Below are 19,208 nucleotides of genomic sequence, written 5' to 3'. Positions count from 1 at the left end.
GGCTTCGCCCGCCGGGCGCAGGTCCGAGGACGAACCTCGGGCGGCTCGGCGTTCGTTCGGCTGGACGTGGGCTGATGCCGGACCTCGTCGGGCCGCGACCATTAGGCTGGCCGTCGAGTTCAAACAGTTCCGCTTTGACGAGGGGTGTGCGTGTCCGACCCGAACGACGAGAAGAATCCGGCGCGGGACAGCGCCGAACCGGCCGACGCCGCCGGAGCCGACGCACGCCCCGGTGCCGCTGCGGAACGTAACCCGGACGCGTCGGCTGCGCCCACCGAGCGCATCGCCAAGGGACAGCGGCCGAATGCCTCGCCGTCGGGTACGGACCGATCCCCTTCCGGCGCGGACACGGGCAACCGCGGTCCGGCCCCCAGCGCGCCGCGAGCCGGAGACCCCGGACAAGCACCCGCCAACCCGGGCAGCGGTCCGGCCTCGTCGAGGAACACCGACGCGACGTCGAACACGGCGGGCGCGAAACCGGCGAACAGCCCCGCAAGCACTCCGAACTCACCGGCCCCCGCTTCGAACACGCCAGGTGGGAAACCGGCGAATGGTCCCGCGGCTGGTGCTGACGCACCGTCGTCCGCCACGACTTCGAGCACCTCCGCGGCGGCGGGCGGCCCCGCGCGGGGCGCGGGCTCCACGCAGCAGCCCGGTCCATCCGGCGGCGCGAAGCCCCCGACACCGGACAACCGAACTGGTTCTGCCTCCCGACCTGCTCCCTCGAACTCCTCGGCAGCCGGATCAAACGCACCCGCGCCCGGTGGCACGAGCGCCAAGGGCGGCCCTGCCTCCGGCCCCGCCGCCGAGTCGAACGCTCCGTCCCCGGGTTCAGCGCCGAGGCCCGCGGGCGGTACACCCGGCGCGGCACCGAGCGGCACCGGTAAACCGAACGCACCCGCTTCCCAAACTTCCGCGGCGGGCCAACGATCAGCGCAACCATCTGCCGCACAGTCCAGCGGCCAGAACACCCCGCCCGCATCCGCGCCCGGAATCAAGAGCACCGCACCTTCCGGACCGGCAGGTCCCGGCGCGGGCCAGCGCCCCACGCGACCTCCTGTCCAGGGCAACCAGAACACACCGCCCGCATCCGGCACCCCCGGCACAGCACCATCCAGCCCATCGGGTCCCGGCCGGGCGAACACCCCAGCGGGCCAACGCCCCGCGCAACCGCCTACTTCCCAGTCCAGCGGCCACAACGCCCCGCCCGCCGCCGGGTCGGCCACTTCGAGCGCGCCCAGCACCCCGGGCACAGCACCTTCCGGCCCAGCAGGTCCCGGCCGGGCGAACACCCCGGCGGCGCAACGACCTTCGCAACCGCCCATCCAGGGCAACCAGAACACACCGCCCGCATCCAACGCCCCCGGCCCAGCACCATCCGGCCCATCGGGACCCGGCCGGGCGAACACCCCAGCGGGCCAGCGCCCCGCGCAACCGCCTACCGCCCAATCCAGCGGCCAAAACGCGCCGTCCGCCGCCGGGTCGGCCACTTCGAGCGCACCCGGCACCAAGGGCACGACACCTTCCGGCCCAGCAGGTCCCGGCCGGGCGAACACCCCAGCGGGCCAGCGCCCCGCGCAACCGCCTACTTCCCAGTCCAGCGGCCACAACGCCCCGGCCTCCGCCGGGTCGGCTATTTCGAGCGCACCCGGCACCAAGGGCACATCACCTTCCGGACCGGCGGGTCCCGGCCGGGCGAACGTCCCGGTGAAGGACGGGGGCGAACCAGCGCGCTCCGGCACGGGCGCGTCTGCCTCGGCTCCGACGCAAGGAGCCGATGCGGAGACGACCGCGATCGATCGGACGGCCGCCCCGAGGCAATCGGAGCCCGGTGGCGCGTCGAAGTCCGGTTCCGCACCGAACCAGTCGGCCGAAGCGCGCACCGTGGTGATCAAACGGGACCAGACGCCGTCCGGTCCGACGCGCGGTTCCGCGCCGGGCACGGCCCCCGCCGGGGAGTCGGCTTCCAAAGACGCTGCGGCGCAATCGCAGCAGGGCACAGCGGCGCCCGAATCCGGACAGGCCGCCACGGAGAAACCCGCCCGAGGGGCCTCGCCCGAGACCGCGGCGAGTGACTCCACCGGCCCCGAGGCGAAGACCGGCTCGATCCCGCAGGGCACTGAAGGCGCGACCGTTGTGATGCGCAGGCCGCAGCCTCCGGCCGGCCCGGCGACTCCCGCCGCGCAGACGGCCGACGAGTCCACATCGGGTGATGATCAGAAGAACCCGCCCGGTTCGGATGACGTCACGATGGCGATGCCGGTGATCGGCGTAGACGACGCGAAAACCGTCGCGCTCCCCATCCAGCGCCCGGCTGACGGCGGCAGGCCGGGGACCGATCGTGTGGTCGCGTCACCGGCGGGGCCGGTCCCGATCACGAAGCCCCCGAGCACGCCGCGCCCGGCGTCCGGTCCGAAGCAGCCCGGCCCGCACGGCCCGTCCGCGCCGCCGCAGCACGGCCCGGGAGTGGAGGAGACGCGCCCGTCGCCGCAGCGCCCACAGGGCAGGCCGCGACAGGTGGCGACCGCCCCGTCACCCGCGGACGTCCAGCAGACCGTGCCCGCTCAGTCGATGACGGGCCCGCGCGCGCCGCACACCCGGCCCGTCGCGCCGCCGCAGCGGATCCCCCCGGCCGCGCAAGGCGCCGGGGCGTCCGCCACCAAGCCCGCCCGGAACAACCGCTTGCTGCTCATCGCGGGCGGGGCGGTCGTGCTGGTGGTCGCGCTAGTGGCGGTGATCGTGTCGCTGGTCACGATGTCCGGCGACGACTCCCCCGAGGCTCAGGTGCGCAGCGCGATCACCAGCTACACCGAGGCGCTGAAGACCGGCGACCTGGAGGCGCTTCGCTCCACGACGTGCGGTCCACTGCACGACTTCTATCAGAGCATCCCGAGCGACCAGTTCGCCGGTGTGCACAAGCTATCGATGGAGCGGAAGAACATTCCGGTGGTGGACAGCATCGACGCCATCCGCATCACCGACGCCACCGCCATCGCGCAGGCGACGGTGTACACCGAAGCCGACCCGGCGAAGCGGTCCGCGCGCACCTTCGACCTGCAACGCACCGACGACGGATGGAAGGTCTGCGACCCGCCCGGCAGCACGCAGTAACCGCTCGGCGGCGTGATAGCCGACACGCATCGATGCCGGTCGCGCGCGTCACACACACCTGGTCAATGGTCCGGTTCGGCAGTAGCATGGCCCGGATCATGAGCAGGGAACAGACGATGGCGCGGCCGGATGTCGATGTCGTTCCGGCGACGCCGACCGGACAGCGATTCCGGGTGCGGGACCATTACGAGGTCGGCCGCGAGAAGGTCCGGGAGTTCGCCCGCGGGGTCCAGAACCACCACGCGGCGCATCAGCGCGAAGCCGACGCACGCGCGCTCGGGTATCCCGGGATCATCGCGCCGCCGACCTTCGCGTCGGTGATCGGCATGTCCGCGACCAGGGCGCTGCTCGACTCCGTGCTCACCCAGTACGACCTCTCCCAGTTCCTGCAGACCGACCAGGTCTTCGAGATCTACCGGCCGATCCTGGCCGGTGACCGGGTTCGCAGCGAGATCGTCATCGAGTCGATCCGCCGGTTCGGGGACAACGACTTCATCGTGGTGCGCTTCTCGCTGAGCAATCAGCACGGTGAGGTCGCCATCGTCGGCTCGACCACGATCGTCGCCCGCCGCGGCGCCGAGGTCGACGCCGCCCTGGACGACGTGGTCGAGAACATCATGATGCACGGGCGCCCGGTCGACTCCGGAGCCGATCTCGCCCCCGACGACATGCTGGTGCCGCTGGGTGTCGGCCCGCTGGTCGAGCCGGCCGAACACGAGCGCACGACCGTGCACACGATGCCCTCGTTCGACGAACTCGCCCCGGGCGATCAGCTTCCCGAAGGCGCCTTCCGGCTCACCCGCGGTGACCTGGCGAACTACGCGGGCGTGTCCGGCGACGCCAACCCGATCCACTTCAGCGACCACGCCGCGCAACTGGCCGGGCTGCCGACCGTGGTCGCGCACGGCATGCTGACCATGGGCTTGGCCGGTGGCTATCTCACCGCGTGGCTGGGCGATCCGACCGCCATCCAGAAGTTCAGCGTGCGGTTCTCCGGCTTCGTTCCGGTCGCCGCCGACGCGGCGAGCACGGTCGATTTCACCGGCCGGATCAAGTCGCTCGACCCGGCCGCGCGCACCGCGACCATCCTGCTCGGCGGCTCCTCCGAAGGGCGCAAGCTGTTCGGTCGCGCGGTGGCCGAGGTGCGGCTGCGCTAGCCCGGATCACTCGTTCACGACCGAGTGCATCAGATACACGTTGTAGTCACTCCAGGTCGAGATGGTGAAGTAGAGGTCCGATCCGGAGGACCACGGGTGGATGAACCCGCCGTACAGCTCCGGATAGGTCAGCGCCGAGACCGTCGGCGTGCTCTCCGACCACACGCCCTGCGGCGTGTCCGCCTCCCGGACGACGATGGCGGCCTTGGTCGTGTCCAGATAGCTCATCTGCCAGACGTCGCGGGCGGCGTCGTAGCGGACGGACAGCTCGCCGACGGTGCCGTCCACGATCGGCGTGGCCGAGGCGAAGCCGCCGACGGGCGTCCAGACGCCGTCCTGCCAATACTGGTAGGCGGTGGTGTTGAGCAGTTGGTCCTCCGGTACCCGGGCCAGGCCGACCGCGCCGAGGCGGGTGTTGGGCGTGCCGAAAATGTAGACGTAACCGCCGTGCGGAACCATCGCGCTCACCTGGAAATTCGCCAGGCCGAAGATGTTGTCCCAGCGGGCGTGCGGATCCTTCGTCCAGGTCTCACCGTGATCGTCGGAGTAGGCGATGCCGCCGTAGTTGGTGAAGAACGTGCCGGGCAGGCTGTTCCAGGTCCGAATCGACATGTAGCTCAGGTACTGTCGCCCGCCAAGCGCGAAACCCGAGGTGGGAATGGTGGTGACCTCGACGTTGTCGAGTTTGCGGCTGGAGAGCACCTCGGCCGCGTGGCAGCGGTCGTCGGTGACCATCCGGTCGAAGGTCACCCCGTCGGCGAGATCGCGATCGGTGCTGAAGGCGAGCACGTTGCTGCGCCAATCCAGCCCCATGCCGCCCGGCGGATGGAAGCCGCGTCCGACGGTGTCGCCGAACGCGGTCGCGATCTCGCCCGGTGCGCTCTCCCACATGATGCCGAGGTCGGTACCGTCCACCTGCCACCGCTTGTCGGTGCGGTTCACCGAGTTCGCGCCGGTCAGCTTCGCCACTTCGCGGGCGGGGCCGATGCGCGGGGCGGGCCGGGCGGGTGACTGCGCCGCGGGTTCGACCGGCGGCCGCACCGGCGCGGGCCGCGGCGGCACCTGACCGGGGTCGGGACCGGGCCCGGGAATCGCGAAGTGGAACGGCTTGGGATTCAGCAGGATCTCCGGAATTCCCAGCTGTCCGGCGAGGCTCGGTGGCGCGCCGGGCAGATCGGTGAGGTCGGGGCAAGGATTGGCGCACGGATCGGGCGGAAGCTCCATCCGCGTTCGTTTCGGCGCGGGGTCCGGCGCCTGCGGCGGGAGCACGGTGACCACCGGATAGGGAATCGGCACCTCCACCGTTTTCGGCACCAGCGGCTCATGGGTCGCCACCGGATCGGTCGCGCACGGCCCCACCCCCGCCGGGCCTTCTGCCGCTTCCGGCGCCGCGGCGGCAGACCCGTCGGCGTAGACGAGCAACCCCGCACCGACCACGATCGCACCGACGGCGGCCAGCATTCGCATCGCCATAGCAAACCCCTCGAAATCCATTGCGGACACGAACCTTGCGAAGACGAACCAGCGGAACGACCCTACCCCGTTCGACTTTCGAAAACCGGCCGTCCGACACGCCCATTTAAAAGGATGAAATTACTTCATTTACAAGGCGTAACGCCGGAACTTTGCTAGCGTCCACTCCGCGACGGCTCCTGTCGGGGAGAGCGGCCGTCCGGAGCACCGCTCCGGGTCATTGTTCGAACCTGTTGCCGCCGAGCGTGTTCCGCCGCGCCCGGCGCTGACCGAGAACGGATCACATGAAGAACACGCTCTTGCGCACCATGCTCGGCATCGGCTCCGCCTGTCTGCTCACCACCGCCGCGCTCGTCATCGGCTCGCCCGTCGCGGCGGCCGACCCACTCACCGACCTGCTGTGCAGCTCAGGATCCGCACAATTCTGCGCACCGCCCGCGGCGCCGCCGCAAGCTACCCCGCCCCCACCGAACAACCCGCCGCAGCCGAACAACCCGCCGCACTCGAACCCACCCCAACAAGCGCCCCCGGGCGGCCCCTCCTACAAGAACTGCACCGAGGTTCGCAACGCGGGTAAGGCTCCGCTGTTGCGCGGACAGCCGGGTTACGCCCCGCACCTGGACCGCGACAACGACGGAATCGCCTGCGAGTGAATCGCACCGGCGCACCGGCCGCCGCGGGCGCAGTATGGAAGGCGTGACCGAGTCAGTTCTCCGCATCGCGCCCGCGATCGGGGCGGCGCTGCTGACGGCCGGAGCGAGTGTGCTCGTGCCGTCGGCGGCGTCCGCCGTCCCGCCTCCGGCCGTAGCGATCGCCGGACCGCACGATGACCATCCGATACCGCACAATCGGTCCGGGCCGAAGGGCGACAGCGAGCGCCCCGAGGAATCCGATGGGCGGTCGCCGAAGATCTACACCGATTGCGACCAGGTGCGCGCGGAGGGCGCCGGACCGCTCTTGCGCGGGCAGCCCGGTTTCAACGCGCATCTGGACCGGGACGGCAACGGAATCGCCTGCGACTAGCCCAGCGCTTGGAAGGTGATGATCGTCCCGCCGATTCGGATCTGGTCACCGTCGGCGAGCAGCACTCCGCTGTCGATCGGATCCTCGTTGACGAAGACGCCGTTGGCCGAATGCAGGTCCTTGATGAGCAGACCGGAGCGGCTCGGCATGATGTGCGCGTGGTAGCGGCTGGCCCGCGGGTCCTCCAGCACCAAGTCGTTGTCGGTCATCCGGCCGATGCGCAGACCGCCCTGGGCGATCGCCACCATCCGGCCGTCCGGCATCCGCAGCCGGCCGCTGCGCACCGCGCCCGGCGCCTCGGTGACCGTCTCGGTCATGGCCGCGGCAAGGCGCTCGACCTGCCGGAGTTCGACCGTGCTGAGCGGCTCCTGCCGCAGGACGCGCTGCTCCAGATCGACCAGCGCCGGTCCCGGGTCGATGCCGAGCTCGTCGGCGAGCACGCCGCGCACCTTCCGGCACGCCTCCAGCGCGTCCGCCTGACGCCCGGACAGATACAGCGCGGTGATCAACTGACCCCACAGCGGTTCGCGCAGCGGGTGCTCGTTGGTCATCGCGACCAGCTCGCCGATCACCGAGGACGCGCGCCCGCAGGCGATCTCGGCGTCGATCCGGGCCGAGGCGGCCAGCAGCCGCTCCTCGTCCATGGCGGTGGCGAAGCCGTCGGCGAACTGCAAACCGGCCAGATCGGCCAGCGCCCGGCCGCTCCACTCGCGCAGGGCGGAGCCGAACAATTGCGCCGCCCCGGCGTGATCGCCCAGTTCCGCGGCGCGCGAGCCGGCCTCCCGCGCCGCCTCGAAACGCCCGAGATCGCAGGCGGTCTCGTCGATCTCCAGCCGATAGCCCGACGACTCGGTGCGCAGCACCGTCGCCGGGTCGACACCGGAGTTCCGCAGCGCCTTGCGGATGTTCGAGACGAAGACCTGCAGGCTCGCGGCATAGGAGTCGGGTGGTTCCTCGTTCCACACCAGATCGGCGAGCGCGGCCGAGGACACCGCGCGCCGCCGATTCACCGTGAGCGCGGCGAGCAGAGCTCGCGGTTTGGGCCCGCCGACGGCCACCGGTTCACCACCGACGAGCAGTCGCACGGGCCCGAGCACGCGCACATCCAGACTCATGTGCACCAAGCCCCTGACGGGTGAATCAGGGTCAGGCGCTGATCGAGCGTCCGGCGGAATGCAGGTCGTTGCACGCCTCGACGACGCGGGCCGCCATCGACGCCTCGGCCTTCTTCAGGTAGCTGCGCGGGTCGTAGGACTTCTTGTTGCCCACTTCGCCGTCGATCTTCAGCACGCCGTCGTAATTGGCGAACATGTGCCCGGCCACCGGCCGCGTGAACGCGTACTGGGTGTCGGTGTCGACGTTCATCTTCACCACGCCGAAGCGCAGCGAGTCCTCGATCTCGGACTTCAGCGAGCCGGAACCGCCGTGGAAGACGAAGTCGAACGGCTGCGCGTCGGCGCCGAGGCCGAGCTTGGCCGCCGCGACGCGCTGGCCCTCGGCGAGCACCTCGGGCTTGAGCACGACGTTGCCCGGCTTGTACACGCCGTGCACGTTGCCGAAGGTGGCCGCGAGCAGGTATTTGCCGTTCTCGCCCGAGCCGAGGGCGTCGATGGTCTTCTCGAAGTCCTCCGGCGAGGTGTAGAGCTTCTCGTTGATCTCCGCCTCGACGCCGTCCTCTTCACCGCCGACGACACCGATCTCGACCTCGAGAATGATGTTCGCGGCGTGCGTGGCCTTCAGCAGTTCCTTGGCGATCTCGAGGTTCTCGTCGATCGGAATCGCGGAGCCGTCCCACATGTGCGACTGGAACAGCGGGTTCTTGCCCGCGTTGACCCGCTCCTGGGAGATCGCCAGCAGCGGCCGGACGAAGGTGTCCAGCTTGTCCTTGGGGCAGTGGTCGGTGTGCAGCGCGATGGTCACGTCGTACCTGGCCGCGACCACGTGCGCGAACTCGGCCAGCGCCACCGCGCCGGTGACCATGTCCTTCACACCCTGGCCGGAGCCGAATTCGGCGCCGCCGGTGGAGAACTGGATGATGCCGTCGCTGCCCGCGTCCGCGAAACCCTTGATGGCCGCGTTGACCGTCTCCGACGACGTGCAGTTGATGGCCGGGAAGGCGAAGGAATTGGCTTTGGCCCGACCGAGCATCTCGGCGTAGACCTCCGGAGTCGCGATGGGCACAGTAAGACCTCCGTGTTGTGCGGCAAAGACCTATTTTGTCAGCCCTTACCCTAAGGCAGCTGTGTTTCGCCTGGTATGCAGGGAGGGAGTGGACAGGTGACCCACCGGTAATTTCGCGCACCGCGCGAGCATTCTCAGGCGGAGCCGGTACTGTGGGGCCGGTAATTTGCGCTGGCAGCTTCCGACGCGGTGGCAAGCGATGCACGCCAGCCGTATCGGGACAGGAGGCCACGTGATTCTGCAGGCAGCGACAGAATCGGTGACGAGCAACCTCGCGCTTACCGAGTTGCTCGACCCGATGCACCTGCTCACGGAGACGTGGCTGAAGAACGCGGTGCTGCCCGCCATCCTGGTCATCGTCTTCATCGAGACCGGCTTGCTGTTCCCGATCCTGCCCGGCGATTCGCTGCTGTTCACCGGCGGCCTGCTGTCCGCGCAGCCGAATCCGCCGGTGTCGATCTGGGTTCTGGTGCCCGCCGTCGTCCTGGTCGCGTTCGCGGGCGACCAGTGTGCCTACTGGATCGGACGAGCGATCGGACCGGCGCTGTTCCAGAAAGAGGACACCCGGTTCTTCAAGAAGCATTACGTCACGGAGACCCACGAATTCTTCGAGAAGCACGGCCCGAAGACGATCGTTCTGGCCCGGTTCGTGCCGATCGTGCGCACCTTTATGCCGGTCCTGGCCGGAGTCTCCAAAATGGACTATCGCAAGTACGTCGCGTTCGACATCGTCGGCGCGGTGCTGTGGGGCGGCGGCGTCACGGTGCTCGGCTACTTCCTGGGCAACGTCGCGTTCATCCGTGACCACGTCGAGGCGATCTTCCTGCTCATCGTCTTCGTGTCGATCCTGCCCGGCATCACCGCCGTGGTGAAGAAGATTCGCCGCGGTACACCCGTGTCCGAGGCGGTCGAGAGCGAGCTGACCGCTTCGACCAGCGAGCGCACCCGCTGAAGCCGGTGACGACGGACTCGTCGCCCCTAGCCGTGGGCAGTTTCGATCCGCTACTCTCCGCGGGCCCCGCGCTCGTCTGGGCAGTGGTGTTGACCTTCGTCTTCCTCGAGTGCGCGGTGATCCTCGGGCTGTTCCTGCCCGGTGACTCGATGCTCATCACCGCGGGCATCGTGATGGCATCGCACGCTTCTGGCGAGGCGCACGTATGGGCGCTGTCGCTGGGCGCGATGGTGGCGGCCATCGCGGGCAACCAGGTCGGTTACGTCATCGGGCATCGGACCGGACGGCATCTGGTCGCCCGCAAGAACGGCAGATACATCAACGTCCGCAATCTGCAGCGCGTCGCCGAACTGCTGCACCGGCACGGATTCGTCGCGGTGCTGATCGCCCGGTGGATCCCCTGGGTGCGCACCCTGTGCCCCTCGGTCGCGGGCGCGGCGCGAATGGACCACCGCAAATTCACCGTGGCCAGTACCGTCGGGGCGATCGTCTGGGCGCCGGTGCTGTTGCTCATCGGCTACTACGCGGGCAACTTCCTGGGGCGGGTGCCGTGGCTGATGCCGATCGTGATCGGCACGCTGGTGGTGGGCTTGATCATCGGGACGGTACTCGGCGTGCGGCACTACCGGCAGGAGATGTCCCAGCCCGCAGAGGACTTCGCGCTGGAGACGGCCCCGGGCGCGGTACTGGAATCCGAGAGCTGATCCGCGCTCACAGCCCCGCGGCGCTGACCTGGTAGGCCGCCTCCATGAGCAGCCAGCCGGACAACTGCACCGACATGTCGCGTCCCGGCACCTTCGACGAGGTCACCGAGCCGCCTGCGGTGAAGTAACCGGCTCCCGCGCTGCCGCCGGGCAGTTGCGCGGGCTTGCTCCAGTCGTGCCCGAACAGTGGCTCGCCCTCCACTTGCAGCCGGTTCGCCCACGCCGCCTCGGCGGAGGCGGTGACGATCGCGGCGGCCGCGCGGCGGTCGGCGACCTGTTCGGAATCCTCCCCGGGCAACATCACCGCGACCAGCGCCAGGTATCGGGCCAGGATGCCGTTGAACAGTCCGCCGTCGCCCCCGCCGCCGCCGTTGACGACACCGTCGGTGGTCATGTGTTCCTCGACGGCCGCGAGCAGCCGGTGCACGCGTTCGGTGTGTTTCGGATCGCCCGTCTGCACGGCCAGTTCGGTCTCCAAGCCGAGCGCCACGCCCTGGCAGTAGGTGAACACGGGGCGCTCGATCTCGCCGGAGGGCAGATGGATTCCGTCGAGGATCAAACCGGTCTCCGGATCGCGCAGCGTCGCGTCCAGCCAGTCGGCCATCTCCTGAGCGCGCTGGATGCGCCCGAGCCGTAACAGCGCGATCGCGGCGGGGCCGTTCGCGGGCGCGTTGAAATAGTCGGAACCGGTGCGCCAGGGCAGGCCGCCGCCGATCTGCGGCTGCCAGCTGTCGTGCAGTTGCTTCTCCAGCGCGGCCAGCGCGCTGCGCACGTCGGTGCCCTGGGTGCGCTCGGCGCGTTCCAGCGCGATGGCCAGCCACGCCATGTCGTCGTAGTACCGGTTCGTCCAGCCGGTGATGTTGCGGATGCGATGCGAGCGCGCCAGAGCGGCGATCCGCCTGCGGCGCAGCGGAGTCGGCGCCCGGTTCGCGGCGTCGATCGCGCATTCGATCAGATGCGCCTGCCACCAGTAGTGCCACCCGCCGAAGACCCGCTCGCGCTTGGTGGCGGGCCAGCCGACCACGCCGAGTTCGGTGCCGGGCAGCGCCCACAGCGCGCGCAGGTGCCGCGAGATGATCGCCGATTCGGCCATGTCGGCCCGTTCGGACCACAGCGTCGCGGGCGCGACGGCCTCCCGGCCCGTCCGTGCCCGGACAGCTGGCGGACGCGGTACCGCGGAGCCCTTTTCGGCGTGCTCCACGCGCGGCACCTCGATGTCGTCGCTCCGCGAGGTCATGGATCAATGGTGCCAGGCCCGAACGGATTTATGCGCCCGATTTGTTACGAAAGCGATGTGCAATCGTGCCGGTGCGCCCCGAGACCGGAAGATCTCCTGCTCACACGGCCGAACACGCGGAACGCACTCACCAGGCGGTCGTCAGATCGGCGTGTTGCCGCACCCACGCGTGCATGGCGATCCCCGCGGCCACGCCGGCGTTGATACTGCGGGTGGAACCGAACTGCGCGATCGACACCGTCATCACGGCGGCCTGCTTGGCGTGGTCGGTGACACCGGGCCCCTCCTGGCCGAACAGCAGCAGGCACGCGCGCGGCAGGGTGACCGTCTCCAGCGGGACCGATCCCGGCACGTTGTCGACGGCGACCACCGTCAACCCGGCGCGCTCGCTGAACGCGAGCAGCTCGCCGATGTCGGTGTGGTGCCGGATGTGCTGGTAGCGGTCGGTCACCATGGCGCCGCGCCGATTCCAGCGCCGCCTGCCGACGATGTGCACGGCCGCCGCGGCGAAGGCGTTGGCCGTGCGGACCACCGTGCCGATGTTCGCGTCGTGCCCGAAGTTCTCGATCGCGACGTGGAACGGATGCCTGCGCCGGTCGATGTCGGCGACGATGGCCTCCCGCCTCCAGTATCGGTAGGCGTCGACCACGTTGCGGCGGTCGCCCGCGGCCAGCAGCTCAGGGTCCAGGCGCGGGTCGTCCGGCGGCGGCTCGGCGTGCTCGCTCGCCCACGGGCCGACGCCGTTGGGGTGCTCGCCCCACTCCGTCGGCCCTGGTAGATCCTGCTCCGCCGCATCCGGCACCGGGTGACTCACCCAGACGATGCTAATTCCGGTCACCGCGCCCGCGACGGGTGGCCGGGTACCGGCTCAGTAGCCGGACGAGCTGCCCGCGAACGCGCCGACCAGGCCGAGCACCAGCAGCAACAGCAGGAACAACAAGGTCAGGCACATCAGTGCGGTGGCGATGATGCCGCAGATGTATCCCGCGTTGACGTTCCCTCGTCCACCGATGGTGCCGCCGGAGGCGTCGATCTCGTTGAGCGCCCGCTTGCCCATCACCCAGGCGACGGGTCCGATGAACTGGCACAGCACGAGGCTCAGAATGCCCAGGATCAGGATCGTGGTGGCTCTCGGATGGTCCGGGGGTCCGTAGGCCCCATAGGCTGGGTAGCCGTACGGCTGCTGCGGCGGATAGCTCATCAGCAGGATCGTAGTAGGTGTGGCGGGCTACACCACATCTTCGGCGGACCGCTCCATCGAACCCCGAAAGCACCGCGACAACCATGGATTCCATGACCGCGCGGTGGAAGAAAAGCACATCGGCGACGTCTTCATCGAGCTCGACCTACCGCCCTCCGACACCCATCGCCGTGTGCCGGCGGTTTTGCGACTCCAGGGCTGACGACGCTGTGGATTGTCGGCCTGCTGTGCCAGACTGGCCCCAACGCGGTATCCGTGCGGGGAGGGGAGGAAGCGATGACCGTCGACGTGAACTGGCCTGATCATCTGCTGACCCTGGAGGACTGGATCGCGCTGCCGGAGGACAGCAGCCGGAATTACGAGCTCGTCGAGGGGGTTCTGGTCGTGTCACCGAGGCCGGTCTTGCGTCATCAATTCGCGGTCTGGCAACTGGCGGCTCAAATTCACCCTCAATTACCGAAAGAGCTTGCCGCGGTGGCGGAGGCCGAGTTGGTGGTCGATTCGGCACAACCCCCCACAGTGCGCGTACCCGACACCTTGGTCATCCGACGCAAAGCGCTCACGGATGATCTCGCGCGTGTGCATCCCGAGGATGTGAAGTTGGCCGTCGAGATTCTGTCGGCCGGTTCCCGGCGGACCGATCGTGTCACCAAGTTCTTCGAGTACGCCGAAGTCGGAATCGAACACTACTGGCTCGTCGATCTCGATGAACCGATCAGCCTCAGCGCCTACCGACTGATCGACAGTGACTACGAGCTCGTCACCGAGCGGTCGGGCTCGGTGACAGTCGACCTGGCCGGAACTCCGGTCACGATCGACCTTGCCGCCCTGTCCAGCGATTACTCGGGCGGATAGCGCCGCACCCCGCATGCGCCCGGCCTATCCTGGAGGTCTGGCACTCGGGGTGGAGGCTGGCATGGATCACGAGCGGATATTGCGCACGGTGCTCGGGGTGACCGCCGGGTATCTGATCCTGCTGGCGCTGTGGCTGGGATGGGTGGTGCATCGGACGCCGCCGGGGACCGTGCCCTATCAGATCGTGGCGCTGGTCGGGCTGTTCGGCTCGTGTGTCGGGATCGGGATGATGCTGGCCGCGCGGCCGTCCAAGGCGGATCGCCAGTTGTGGCGGCACGGCTTGGAGGGCTGGGCGACCGTGGAGGGCGTGCATCCCTTGGAACGCACCGATCATCACACCGAACTCACCGAGCTGGATCTCGAACTGACCGTGCCGGGCTCGGAAAGTTACCGGGGCACTGTCGTTTTCGACGCCACCCCGGCGGACAAACCGCGGCTCGCGGTCGGCGAGATCCTGTCCATCCGCGTCGACCCGGCGAACCGCGATCGCATCATTCTGCTGCTGTGATCACCGGTTCGACGTGTGCTTTCGGATCGGCGAGCAGATACTGCGCGGCCGTGTAGGTCGCCAGAATCACGCCTTCGGTCGCCCGGCGGGCTCGCTGACCGCGTGCGAACAATCGCCGCAGCACGATGAGCCCATCGGAGACGGTGAACAGCAGTGCCCCGAGGCCGAGGCGACTGCGCGGATCGGCGCCGGGAACATTCACGCCCGCAACGTTTTTCGCGGCGGGCGCGAGCGCCGGGTCGGATGCCAGCACGGCCGCGGCGCCCAGGGTGACGCCGTAGGCCGTCAGTGGTGTGGCCACCGAGGGCGCCTTCTTCCGCAGCAATCCGGCGGCGCCCAGCCACGCGGCCACTCGCGGCACGGCCACCCCGGCGGCGGGCCTGCCGCCCATCCGCCACCACAGGGTGGCGTATCCGGCCTGCATCACCGCGAACGACGACGCGCCTGCGATCAGCCTGCGGTCGTCATCCGGATCGATGAGCAGGATGTCGCCGATGGTCGCCGCCCCCAGCGACCCGATCAGCATGGTGCGCTCGGTGGACGGCAGCTCTCTGCCGTCGGTCACCACATCGGCCGCGAGCAGCGGCATCAACAGCGGCTTCGCGATCCACTGCGCCTTCTCGCGCCCGGTGACGGCGCCGTAGACGGTGACCGCCGCCGCGACGAGATACCCGGCTCGGAACGGGCGCACGACTAGAAGCTCGGTTCGGCCGGGGCGGGCGGCAACGTGACGACCTGGCCCGCGTAGCTCAGACCGGCGCCGAAACCGAGCAGCAACGCCGTCTGTCCGCCCTTCGCCTTGCCGGTGACCAGCATCTCCTCGATCGCGAGCGGAATGGACGCGGCCGAGGTGTTGCCGGTGTTCTCGATGTCGTTGGCCATCGGGATCTCGTCGGCCAGTCCGAGGTTCTTCTTCATCAGCTCGTTGATCCGGGCGTTGGCCTGGTGCGGCACGAAGACCTCGATGTCCTCCTTGGCCACGCCGGAGATCTCGAGCGCGGTGGACAGCGCACGCGGCAGGGTGACCGCCGCCCAGCGGAAGACCCGCGGTCCCTCCATCCGCAGCGACATCCGGCCGACCGGATCGACGGCCGGGTCCATACCCTGCATGGACTGGGCGCGGTGCATGTACTCCAGGAAGTCGATGTCCTGCATGATCGCGGCCGCGTTCTCGCCGTCGCTGCCCCAGACCGTGGGCGAGATGCCGTTCTCGTCGCTCGGGCCGACCACTACCGCGCCCGCGCCGTCCCCGAAGATCATCGCGGTGCCGCGGTCGGTGGGATCGAGCCCGACGGTCATCGTCTCGGCGCCGATGAGCAGCACGTACTCGGCGGAGCCGGACCGGATCATGTCGGCGGCCACACCGAGTCCGTAGCCGAAGCCGCCGCAGCCGGAGGTCAGGTCGAAGGCGGCGACTCCGTTCATCCCCATGTCGTAGGCCACCTGCGGCGCGCCGTGCGGAGTCAGGGTCAGCCAGCTGGAGGTGGCCAGGATCACGGCGCCGATCTTCGACCGATCGACGCCGCTGTTGACGATCGCGCGCTCGCCCGCCGCCGCGGCGATCGACCGGAGCGTCTCCTCGCCGCTGATCCAGCGCCGGTTGCGGACACCGGTGCGCTCGTAGATCCACTCGTCGGTGGAGTCCAGGACCTCGCAGACCTCGGCGTTGCTGACCAGGCGCTTGGGTCGGTAAGCGCCGATTCCGAGCATCGCAACGTTTTCGCGACTTTTGTTGACTGCAATGCTCACCACTGGGGACTCACACGACCCTTCACCTTCGAAGACTTAGACCGTCGTCCAGGCTATCCCAGGGCGAGATCCTTGAGGCCGAGGATCGACCGGTACTCCAGTCCTTCCGCGGCGATCACCTGGTCAGCGCCGGTTTCCCGGTCGACGACGGTGGCGACTCCGACCACGGTAGCGCCCGCCGCGCGCAGCGCCCGCACCGCGGTCAGCGGCGAGTTGCCGGTCGTGGTGGTGTCCTCGACGACCAGCACCCGCTTGCCCACGATGTCCGGGCCTTCGATCTGCCGCTGCATGCCGTGCGACTTCGCCGCCTTACGCACCACGAACGCATCGATCGGGCGACCGGGCGCGTGCATCACGGCCAGCGCCACCGGGTCCGCACCCATGGTGAGGCCGCCGACGGCGTCGAAATCCCAGTCCGCGACGAGTTCGCGTAGCAGCTTGCCGATCAGCGGGCCCGCGCCGTGGTGCAGGGTCGCGCGGCGCAGGTCGACGTAGTAGTCGGCCTCCTTGCCGGAGGACAAGGTCACCCGGCCGTGCACCACGGCGAGTTCGCGTACCAGCGCGGCCAACCTGTCCCTGTCGTTGGTAATCACGTCGATCATCTCAAGTCCTTCCGCGTGCGTTGAACAGCCCGCGATTGAGCCGGGCCCCCAGGGTTCGCGGGATAGCTCCGGCGAGGGTGGTGAGCGCTTTGTACTGCATTCCGGGCACGCTGAGCACCCGGCCCTTCTCCAGATCACGCAGTGAGCCGGCGACTACCTGCTCGACGCTCAGCCACAACGCTTCGGGCAGCGAGGACATCTCGATGCCTGCTCGCCGATGGAATTCCGTGCGCACGAATCCCGGGCACAGGGCTTGGACCCGGACTCCGGTCCCGGCCAGTCCCCCTGCCAACCCTTCCGTGAAGGATACGACGTAGGCCTTGGACGCCGAATACGTCGACCCTCGTCCGGGGATCAGGCCCGCCACGCTGGCCACGTTGACGACGCAACCGTTCGCCGCCGCGATCATCGACGGCAGCGCGGCCCTGGTGAGCAGCACCACGGCGGTGACGTTGACGTCCAGTTGCGCTTGCAACTGCTCGGGCGGCAGCGTCCAGAACTCGCCGGAGTGCGCGAAACCTGCGTTGTTGACCAGGAATTCGACGCCCTCGGTCAGTCGCGCCGCGACCTGTTCGCGGTCCTCGGCCCTGGCCAGATCGGCGACGAGGATCTGCGAGCGGGTGCCGAAGCGGTGCTCCACCTCGGTCGCGAGGGCCGTGAGACGCCGCTCGTCCCGGGCGGCCAGCACCAGGTCGTAACCGAGCGAGGCCAGGCGGGTCGCGTAGCCGCGGCCGATACCCGAGGTCGGTCCGGTGATCAAGGCCACCGGGCGGGTGGCGCCGGGCAGCCTGGGGTGTGGATGCTCGGTCATGTGGGCGCGTGGCCGGTCACTTCGGCACGGGTCCCTGGTAGGGCCGGAATCCGGGATGGAACGGTCCGCCGGGCGGGTCGGCGGGCCGCTGCCGCGACTCGGGATCGGCCCGGCCCTCGGCGTCGCGCTCCTCGCGTGGCCGCGCCTTCTCGTCCTCGCGCCCGCGGGCGCGGGTATTCGGCACCACGGCGAGCGAGGGGCGGCGCGCCGGTTCCTGCCCCGGCTCGTCCGCGGGCTCGTCGGCGTAGGAGTCGTCGTCGGACAGCTCGTCGTCCTCGGCCTCGGCGCGCGGCCGGTCGTCGGCGTCGTCCTCGCGCCGGCGTTCACGGGGGCGCGGGCGGCCCGGATCGTGTCCGCCGCCGTCGAAGCGCGGCTCGCTGACCGGCGGCAGTACGTGCAGCAGGCCGGACAGGCGCAGCACCGCGTCGATCGCGCCTTCCCAGTCCTTCGGAGTGGTGCCCACCAGCAGCATGCCCAGCGTCCAGTTGCCCTCGCTCCAGAGCATCTGCACGGTGTCCGGCAGATTCTCGATGAAGGCGACCATGCGCTGATCGACAGCGTGCCTGGCGATTTCGGGATTGGTGGCGAAGACCACGCGGTCGCCGATCGCGCCGAGCAGCTCCAGATCGTGGTCCTTGGGCGGTGCGGCCGTCTTCAACCGCATGTCCACGTCGATGTCCGAGCCGATCTGGCGGCGCACCGCGACCAGCGTCGCGGAATCCTCCAGATCGAACAGCACGAACTTCTCGCCCTTACGGATGCCGGAGACCACGTCGACCGCGGAGAGATAGCCCAATTTGGCCAGCGCGCCGCGGCGCCACGTGGACGGCAGCGCGGGTTCCACGGACACGTAGGTATAGCCCTGCGACTTCGCCCAGACCTGTCGCGCGTGACCGGTCCGCTGCCGCTGGAGCCGATCGAAATACAGCAGCACGATCGCGCCCACGAGCGCGATCGCCGCCAACCCGAACCACATTGCCGTCATCGACGCCTAGCCTAATAGTCCCGGCCGGACATGGTCCGTCATTACCCCCGCGCCGGGCCGAGCGAAAGCGGAGCGGGAGCCGATCCGCGGGTTGACGCGCGGCGCCGCGCACCGGAGGCGGCCGGGGCGGTTCATCGTCCGCCGCCGGGCAGCGAGGTACCGATGATGATCTTGGCCTGGATCGATCCGTCCGGGCCCTTGTCGCCCTGGATCATGACGAGCTCACCGGGGGCCAGATCGGATACCGCGGTGCCCGACAACGCGATCACCTGGGTACTCGCGTCCGTGCGCACCGTGATGGTGTTTCCCATCACCGAACTGACCGTCAGGGTGCCCCCGTCGTTGGCGGTGATGGTGCCCACCGTCGCGCCGAGGCCGTCGACATCGCCGAGACCGGGCACGCTGGGCAGCCCGCTCGGCGGGGTCGGCTGCGCGTTCCTGGTCCCCGGTGCCGGCTTCGTCGTGACGCGCGCCGTCGTGGCCGCCGCCGTGTCGGCCGAACCGGAATCGCTGCTGCCCAGCAGCACACCCGCGACGACCCCGATGGCTCCGATCAGCAACACCACGCCGAGGCCGAGGGCGATCCACAGGCCGGTGTTGCGCCGCGGCGGCTGCGGCGGCCCCGGCGGCGGTCCGCCACCGGGCGGCATCGCGCCACC

The 19,208-nt window shown here is 69.5% G+C and carries 22 protein-coding genes; 9 read left to right on the top strand and 13 right to left on the bottom strand.

Features of this window, described 5'->3' with window-relative positions:
• Positions 1–119: 119 nt before the first annotated feature.
• On the bottom strand, positions 120–1,664 hold the full coding sequence (locus NG1_RS36345) for a hypothetical protein (protein WP_174315365.1): 1,545 nt from the start codon (positions 1,662–1,664) through the stop codon (positions 120–122).
• Positions 1,665–1,884: 220 nt separating this feature from the next.
• Between NG1_RS36345 and NG1_RS03170 the strand changes: the two genes are divergently transcribed.
• On the top strand, positions 1,885–3,111 hold the full coding sequence (locus tag NG1_RS03170) for an Rv0361 family membrane protein (protein WP_245659779.1): 1,227 nt from the start codon (positions 1,885–1,887) through the stop codon (positions 3,109–3,111).
• Positions 3,112–3,209: 98 nt separating this feature from the next.
• Positions 3,210–4,268 (top strand): fused (3R)-hydroxyacyl-ACP dehydratase subunits HadA/HadB, encoded by a 1,059-nt coding sequence (locus NG1_RS03165; RefSeq protein WP_062968310.1) that lies wholly within the window; start codon positions 3,210–3,212, stop codon positions 4,266–4,268.
• A gap of 6 nt (positions 4,269–4,274) precedes the next feature.
• Here NG1_RS03165 and NG1_RS03160 read toward each other — a convergent pair whose 3' ends face one another.
• The gene (locus NG1_RS03160; RefSeq protein WP_062967817.1) at positions 4,275–5,741 is read right to left on the bottom strand and encodes a glycoside hydrolase family 183 protein; all 1,467 of its coding nucleotides are present in this window, start codon (positions 5,739–5,741) and stop codon (positions 4,275–4,277) included.
• Positions 5,742–6,025: 284 nt separating this feature from the next.
• Here NG1_RS03160 and NG1_RS03155 point away from each other — a divergent pair, with 284 nt between their 5' ends.
• A complete protein-coding gene (locus tag NG1_RS03155) occupies positions 6,026–6,394 on the top strand; it encodes an excalibur calcium-binding domain-containing protein (protein ID WP_062967815.1) in 369 nt (122 codons plus the stop codon).
• Positions 6,395–6,437: 43 nt separating this feature from the next.
• A complete protein-coding gene (locus tag NG1_RS03150; RefSeq protein ID WP_245659778.1) occupies positions 6,438–6,764 on the top strand; it encodes an excalibur calcium-binding domain-containing protein in 327 nt (108 codons plus the stop codon).
• Here the strand turns inward: NG1_RS03150 and NG1_RS03145 are convergent.
• Both NG1_RS03145 and fbaA read right to left on the bottom strand, forming a co-directional pair.
• Entirely contained in the window at positions 6,761–7,879 is a 1,119-nt protein-coding gene (locus tag NG1_RS03145) for a BTAD domain-containing putative transcriptional regulator (protein ID WP_062968308.1), read from the bottom strand. The two genes, NG1_RS03150 and NG1_RS03145, sit on opposite strands and share 4 nt — an antisense overlap.
• A 31-nt stretch (positions 7,880–7,910) precedes the next feature.
• The gene (fbaA, locus tag NG1_RS03140) at positions 7,911–8,945 is read right to left on the bottom strand and encodes a class II fructose-bisphosphate aldolase (RefSeq protein ID WP_062967811.1); all 1,035 of its coding nucleotides are present in this window, start codon (positions 8,943–8,945) and stop codon (positions 7,911–7,913) included.
• A 199-nt stretch (positions 8,946–9,144) separates the two neighbouring features.
• On the opposite strand from fbaA, the gene NG1_RS03135 reads away from it, so the two are divergent.
• Both NG1_RS03135 and NG1_RS03130 read left to right on the top strand, forming a co-directional pair.
• Complete coding sequence (locus NG1_RS03135; RefSeq protein ID WP_083864094.1) at positions 9,145–9,897, top strand: DedA family protein; 753 nt, start codon at positions 9,145–9,147, stop codon at positions 9,895–9,897.
• A gap of 5 nt (positions 9,898–9,902) precedes the next feature.
• Complete coding sequence (locus NG1_RS03130; protein ID WP_062967809.1) at positions 9,903–10,601, top strand: DedA family protein; 699 nt, start codon at positions 9,903–9,905, stop codon at positions 10,599–10,601.
• A 7-nt stretch (positions 10,602–10,608) separates the two neighbouring features.
• Here the strand turns inward: NG1_RS03130 and NG1_RS03125 are convergent, their stop codons facing one another.
• The 3 genes from NG1_RS03125 to NG1_RS03115 all read right to left on the bottom strand — a co-directional run bounded on the left by NG1_RS03125 (position 10,609) and on the right by NG1_RS03115 (position 13,039).
• Complete coding sequence (locus NG1_RS03125) at positions 10,609–11,694, bottom strand: glycoside hydrolase family 76 protein (protein ID WP_062968306.1); 1,086 nt, start codon at positions 11,692–11,694, stop codon at positions 10,609–10,611.
• Between the two features lie 271 nt (positions 11,695–11,965).
• Positions 11,966–12,652 carry a TrmH family RNA methyltransferase gene (locus NG1_RS03120; RefSeq protein ID WP_062967807.1) on the bottom strand — a complete coding sequence of 229 codons (687 nt, stop codon included), beginning with the start codon at positions 12,650–12,652 and terminating at the stop codon, positions 11,966–11,968.
• Positions 12,653–12,706: 54 nt separating this feature from the next.
• Complete coding sequence (locus NG1_RS03115) at positions 12,707–13,039, bottom strand: DUF4190 domain-containing protein (protein ID WP_040870739.1); 333 nt, start codon at positions 13,037–13,039, stop codon at positions 12,707–12,709.
• A 19-nt stretch (positions 13,040–13,058) separates the two neighbouring features.
• Here NG1_RS03115 and NG1_RS38065 point away from each other — a divergent pair, with 19 nt between their 5' ends.
• The 3 genes from NG1_RS38065 to NG1_RS03100 all read left to right on the top strand — a co-directional run bounded on the left by NG1_RS38065 (position 13,059) and on the right by NG1_RS03100 (position 14,402).
• The gene (locus tag NG1_RS38065) at positions 13,059–13,241 is read left to right on the top strand and encodes a hypothetical protein (protein WP_062967806.1); all 183 of its coding nucleotides are present in this window, start codon (positions 13,059–13,061) and stop codon (positions 13,239–13,241) included.
• A 74-nt stretch (positions 13,242–13,315) separates the two neighbouring features.
• Positions 13,316–13,894: a Uma2 family endonuclease gene (locus tag NG1_RS03105; protein ID WP_040870741.1), complete on the top strand. Its 579-nt coding sequence runs from the start codon at positions 13,316–13,318 to the stop codon at positions 13,892–13,894.
• A gap of 61 nt (positions 13,895–13,955) precedes the next feature.
• Positions 13,956–14,402 carry a DUF3592 domain-containing protein gene (locus tag NG1_RS03100; RefSeq protein ID WP_040870742.1) on the top strand — a complete coding sequence of 149 codons (447 nt, stop codon included), beginning with the start codon at positions 13,956–13,958 and terminating at the stop codon, positions 14,400–14,402.
• On the opposite strand, the gene NG1_RS03095 is transcribed toward NG1_RS03100, so the two are convergent.
• The 6 genes from NG1_RS03095 to NG1_RS37335 form a co-directional block, all read right to left on the bottom strand.
• Entirely contained in the window at positions 14,386–15,093 is a 708-nt protein-coding gene (locus NG1_RS03095; RefSeq protein ID WP_062967804.1) for a lysoplasmalogenase family protein, read from the bottom strand. The two genes, NG1_RS03100 and NG1_RS03095, sit on opposite strands and share 17 nt — an antisense overlap.
• A 2-nt stretch (positions 15,094–15,095) precedes the next feature.
• Positions 15,096–16,154 carry a beta-ketoacyl-ACP synthase 3 gene (locus tag NG1_RS03090; protein ID WP_062967802.1) on the bottom strand — a complete coding sequence of 353 codons (1,059 nt, stop codon included), beginning with the start codon at positions 16,152–16,154 and terminating at the stop codon, positions 15,096–15,098.
• A 50-nt stretch (positions 16,155–16,204) separates the two neighbouring features.
• Positions 16,205–16,753 carry an orotate phosphoribosyltransferase gene (gene pyrE, locus NG1_RS03085; protein ID WP_040870748.1) on the bottom strand — a complete coding sequence of 183 codons (549 nt, stop codon included), beginning with the start codon at positions 16,751–16,753 and terminating at the stop codon, positions 16,205–16,207.
• Position 16,754: 1 nt separating this feature from the next.
• Positions 16,755–17,564 (bottom strand): SDR family NAD(P)-dependent oxidoreductase, encoded by an 810-nt coding sequence (locus NG1_RS03080; protein WP_062967800.1) that lies wholly within the window; start codon positions 17,562–17,564, stop codon positions 16,755–16,757.
• A 16-nt stretch (positions 17,565–17,580) separates the two neighbouring features.
• Positions 17,581–18,549, bottom strand: coding sequence for a TtfA family protein (locus NG1_RS03075; RefSeq protein ID WP_373686098.1), 969 nt, complete (start codon positions 18,547–18,549; stop codon positions 17,581–17,583).
• Between the two features lie 131 nt (positions 18,550–18,680).
• A partial coding sequence (locus NG1_RS37335) for a DUF5666 domain-containing protein (RefSeq protein WP_245659777.1) occupies positions 18,681–19,208 on the bottom strand: 528 nt, incomplete at its 5' end.

Origin of the sequence: Nocardia gamkensis NBRC 108242, assembly GCF_001612985.1 — a bacterium.
Lineage (GTDB): Bacteria > Actinomycetota > Actinomycetes > Mycobacteriales > Mycobacteriaceae > Nocardia > Nocardia gamkensis.
This window is presented reverse-complemented; position numbering and strand designations above follow the sequence as displayed.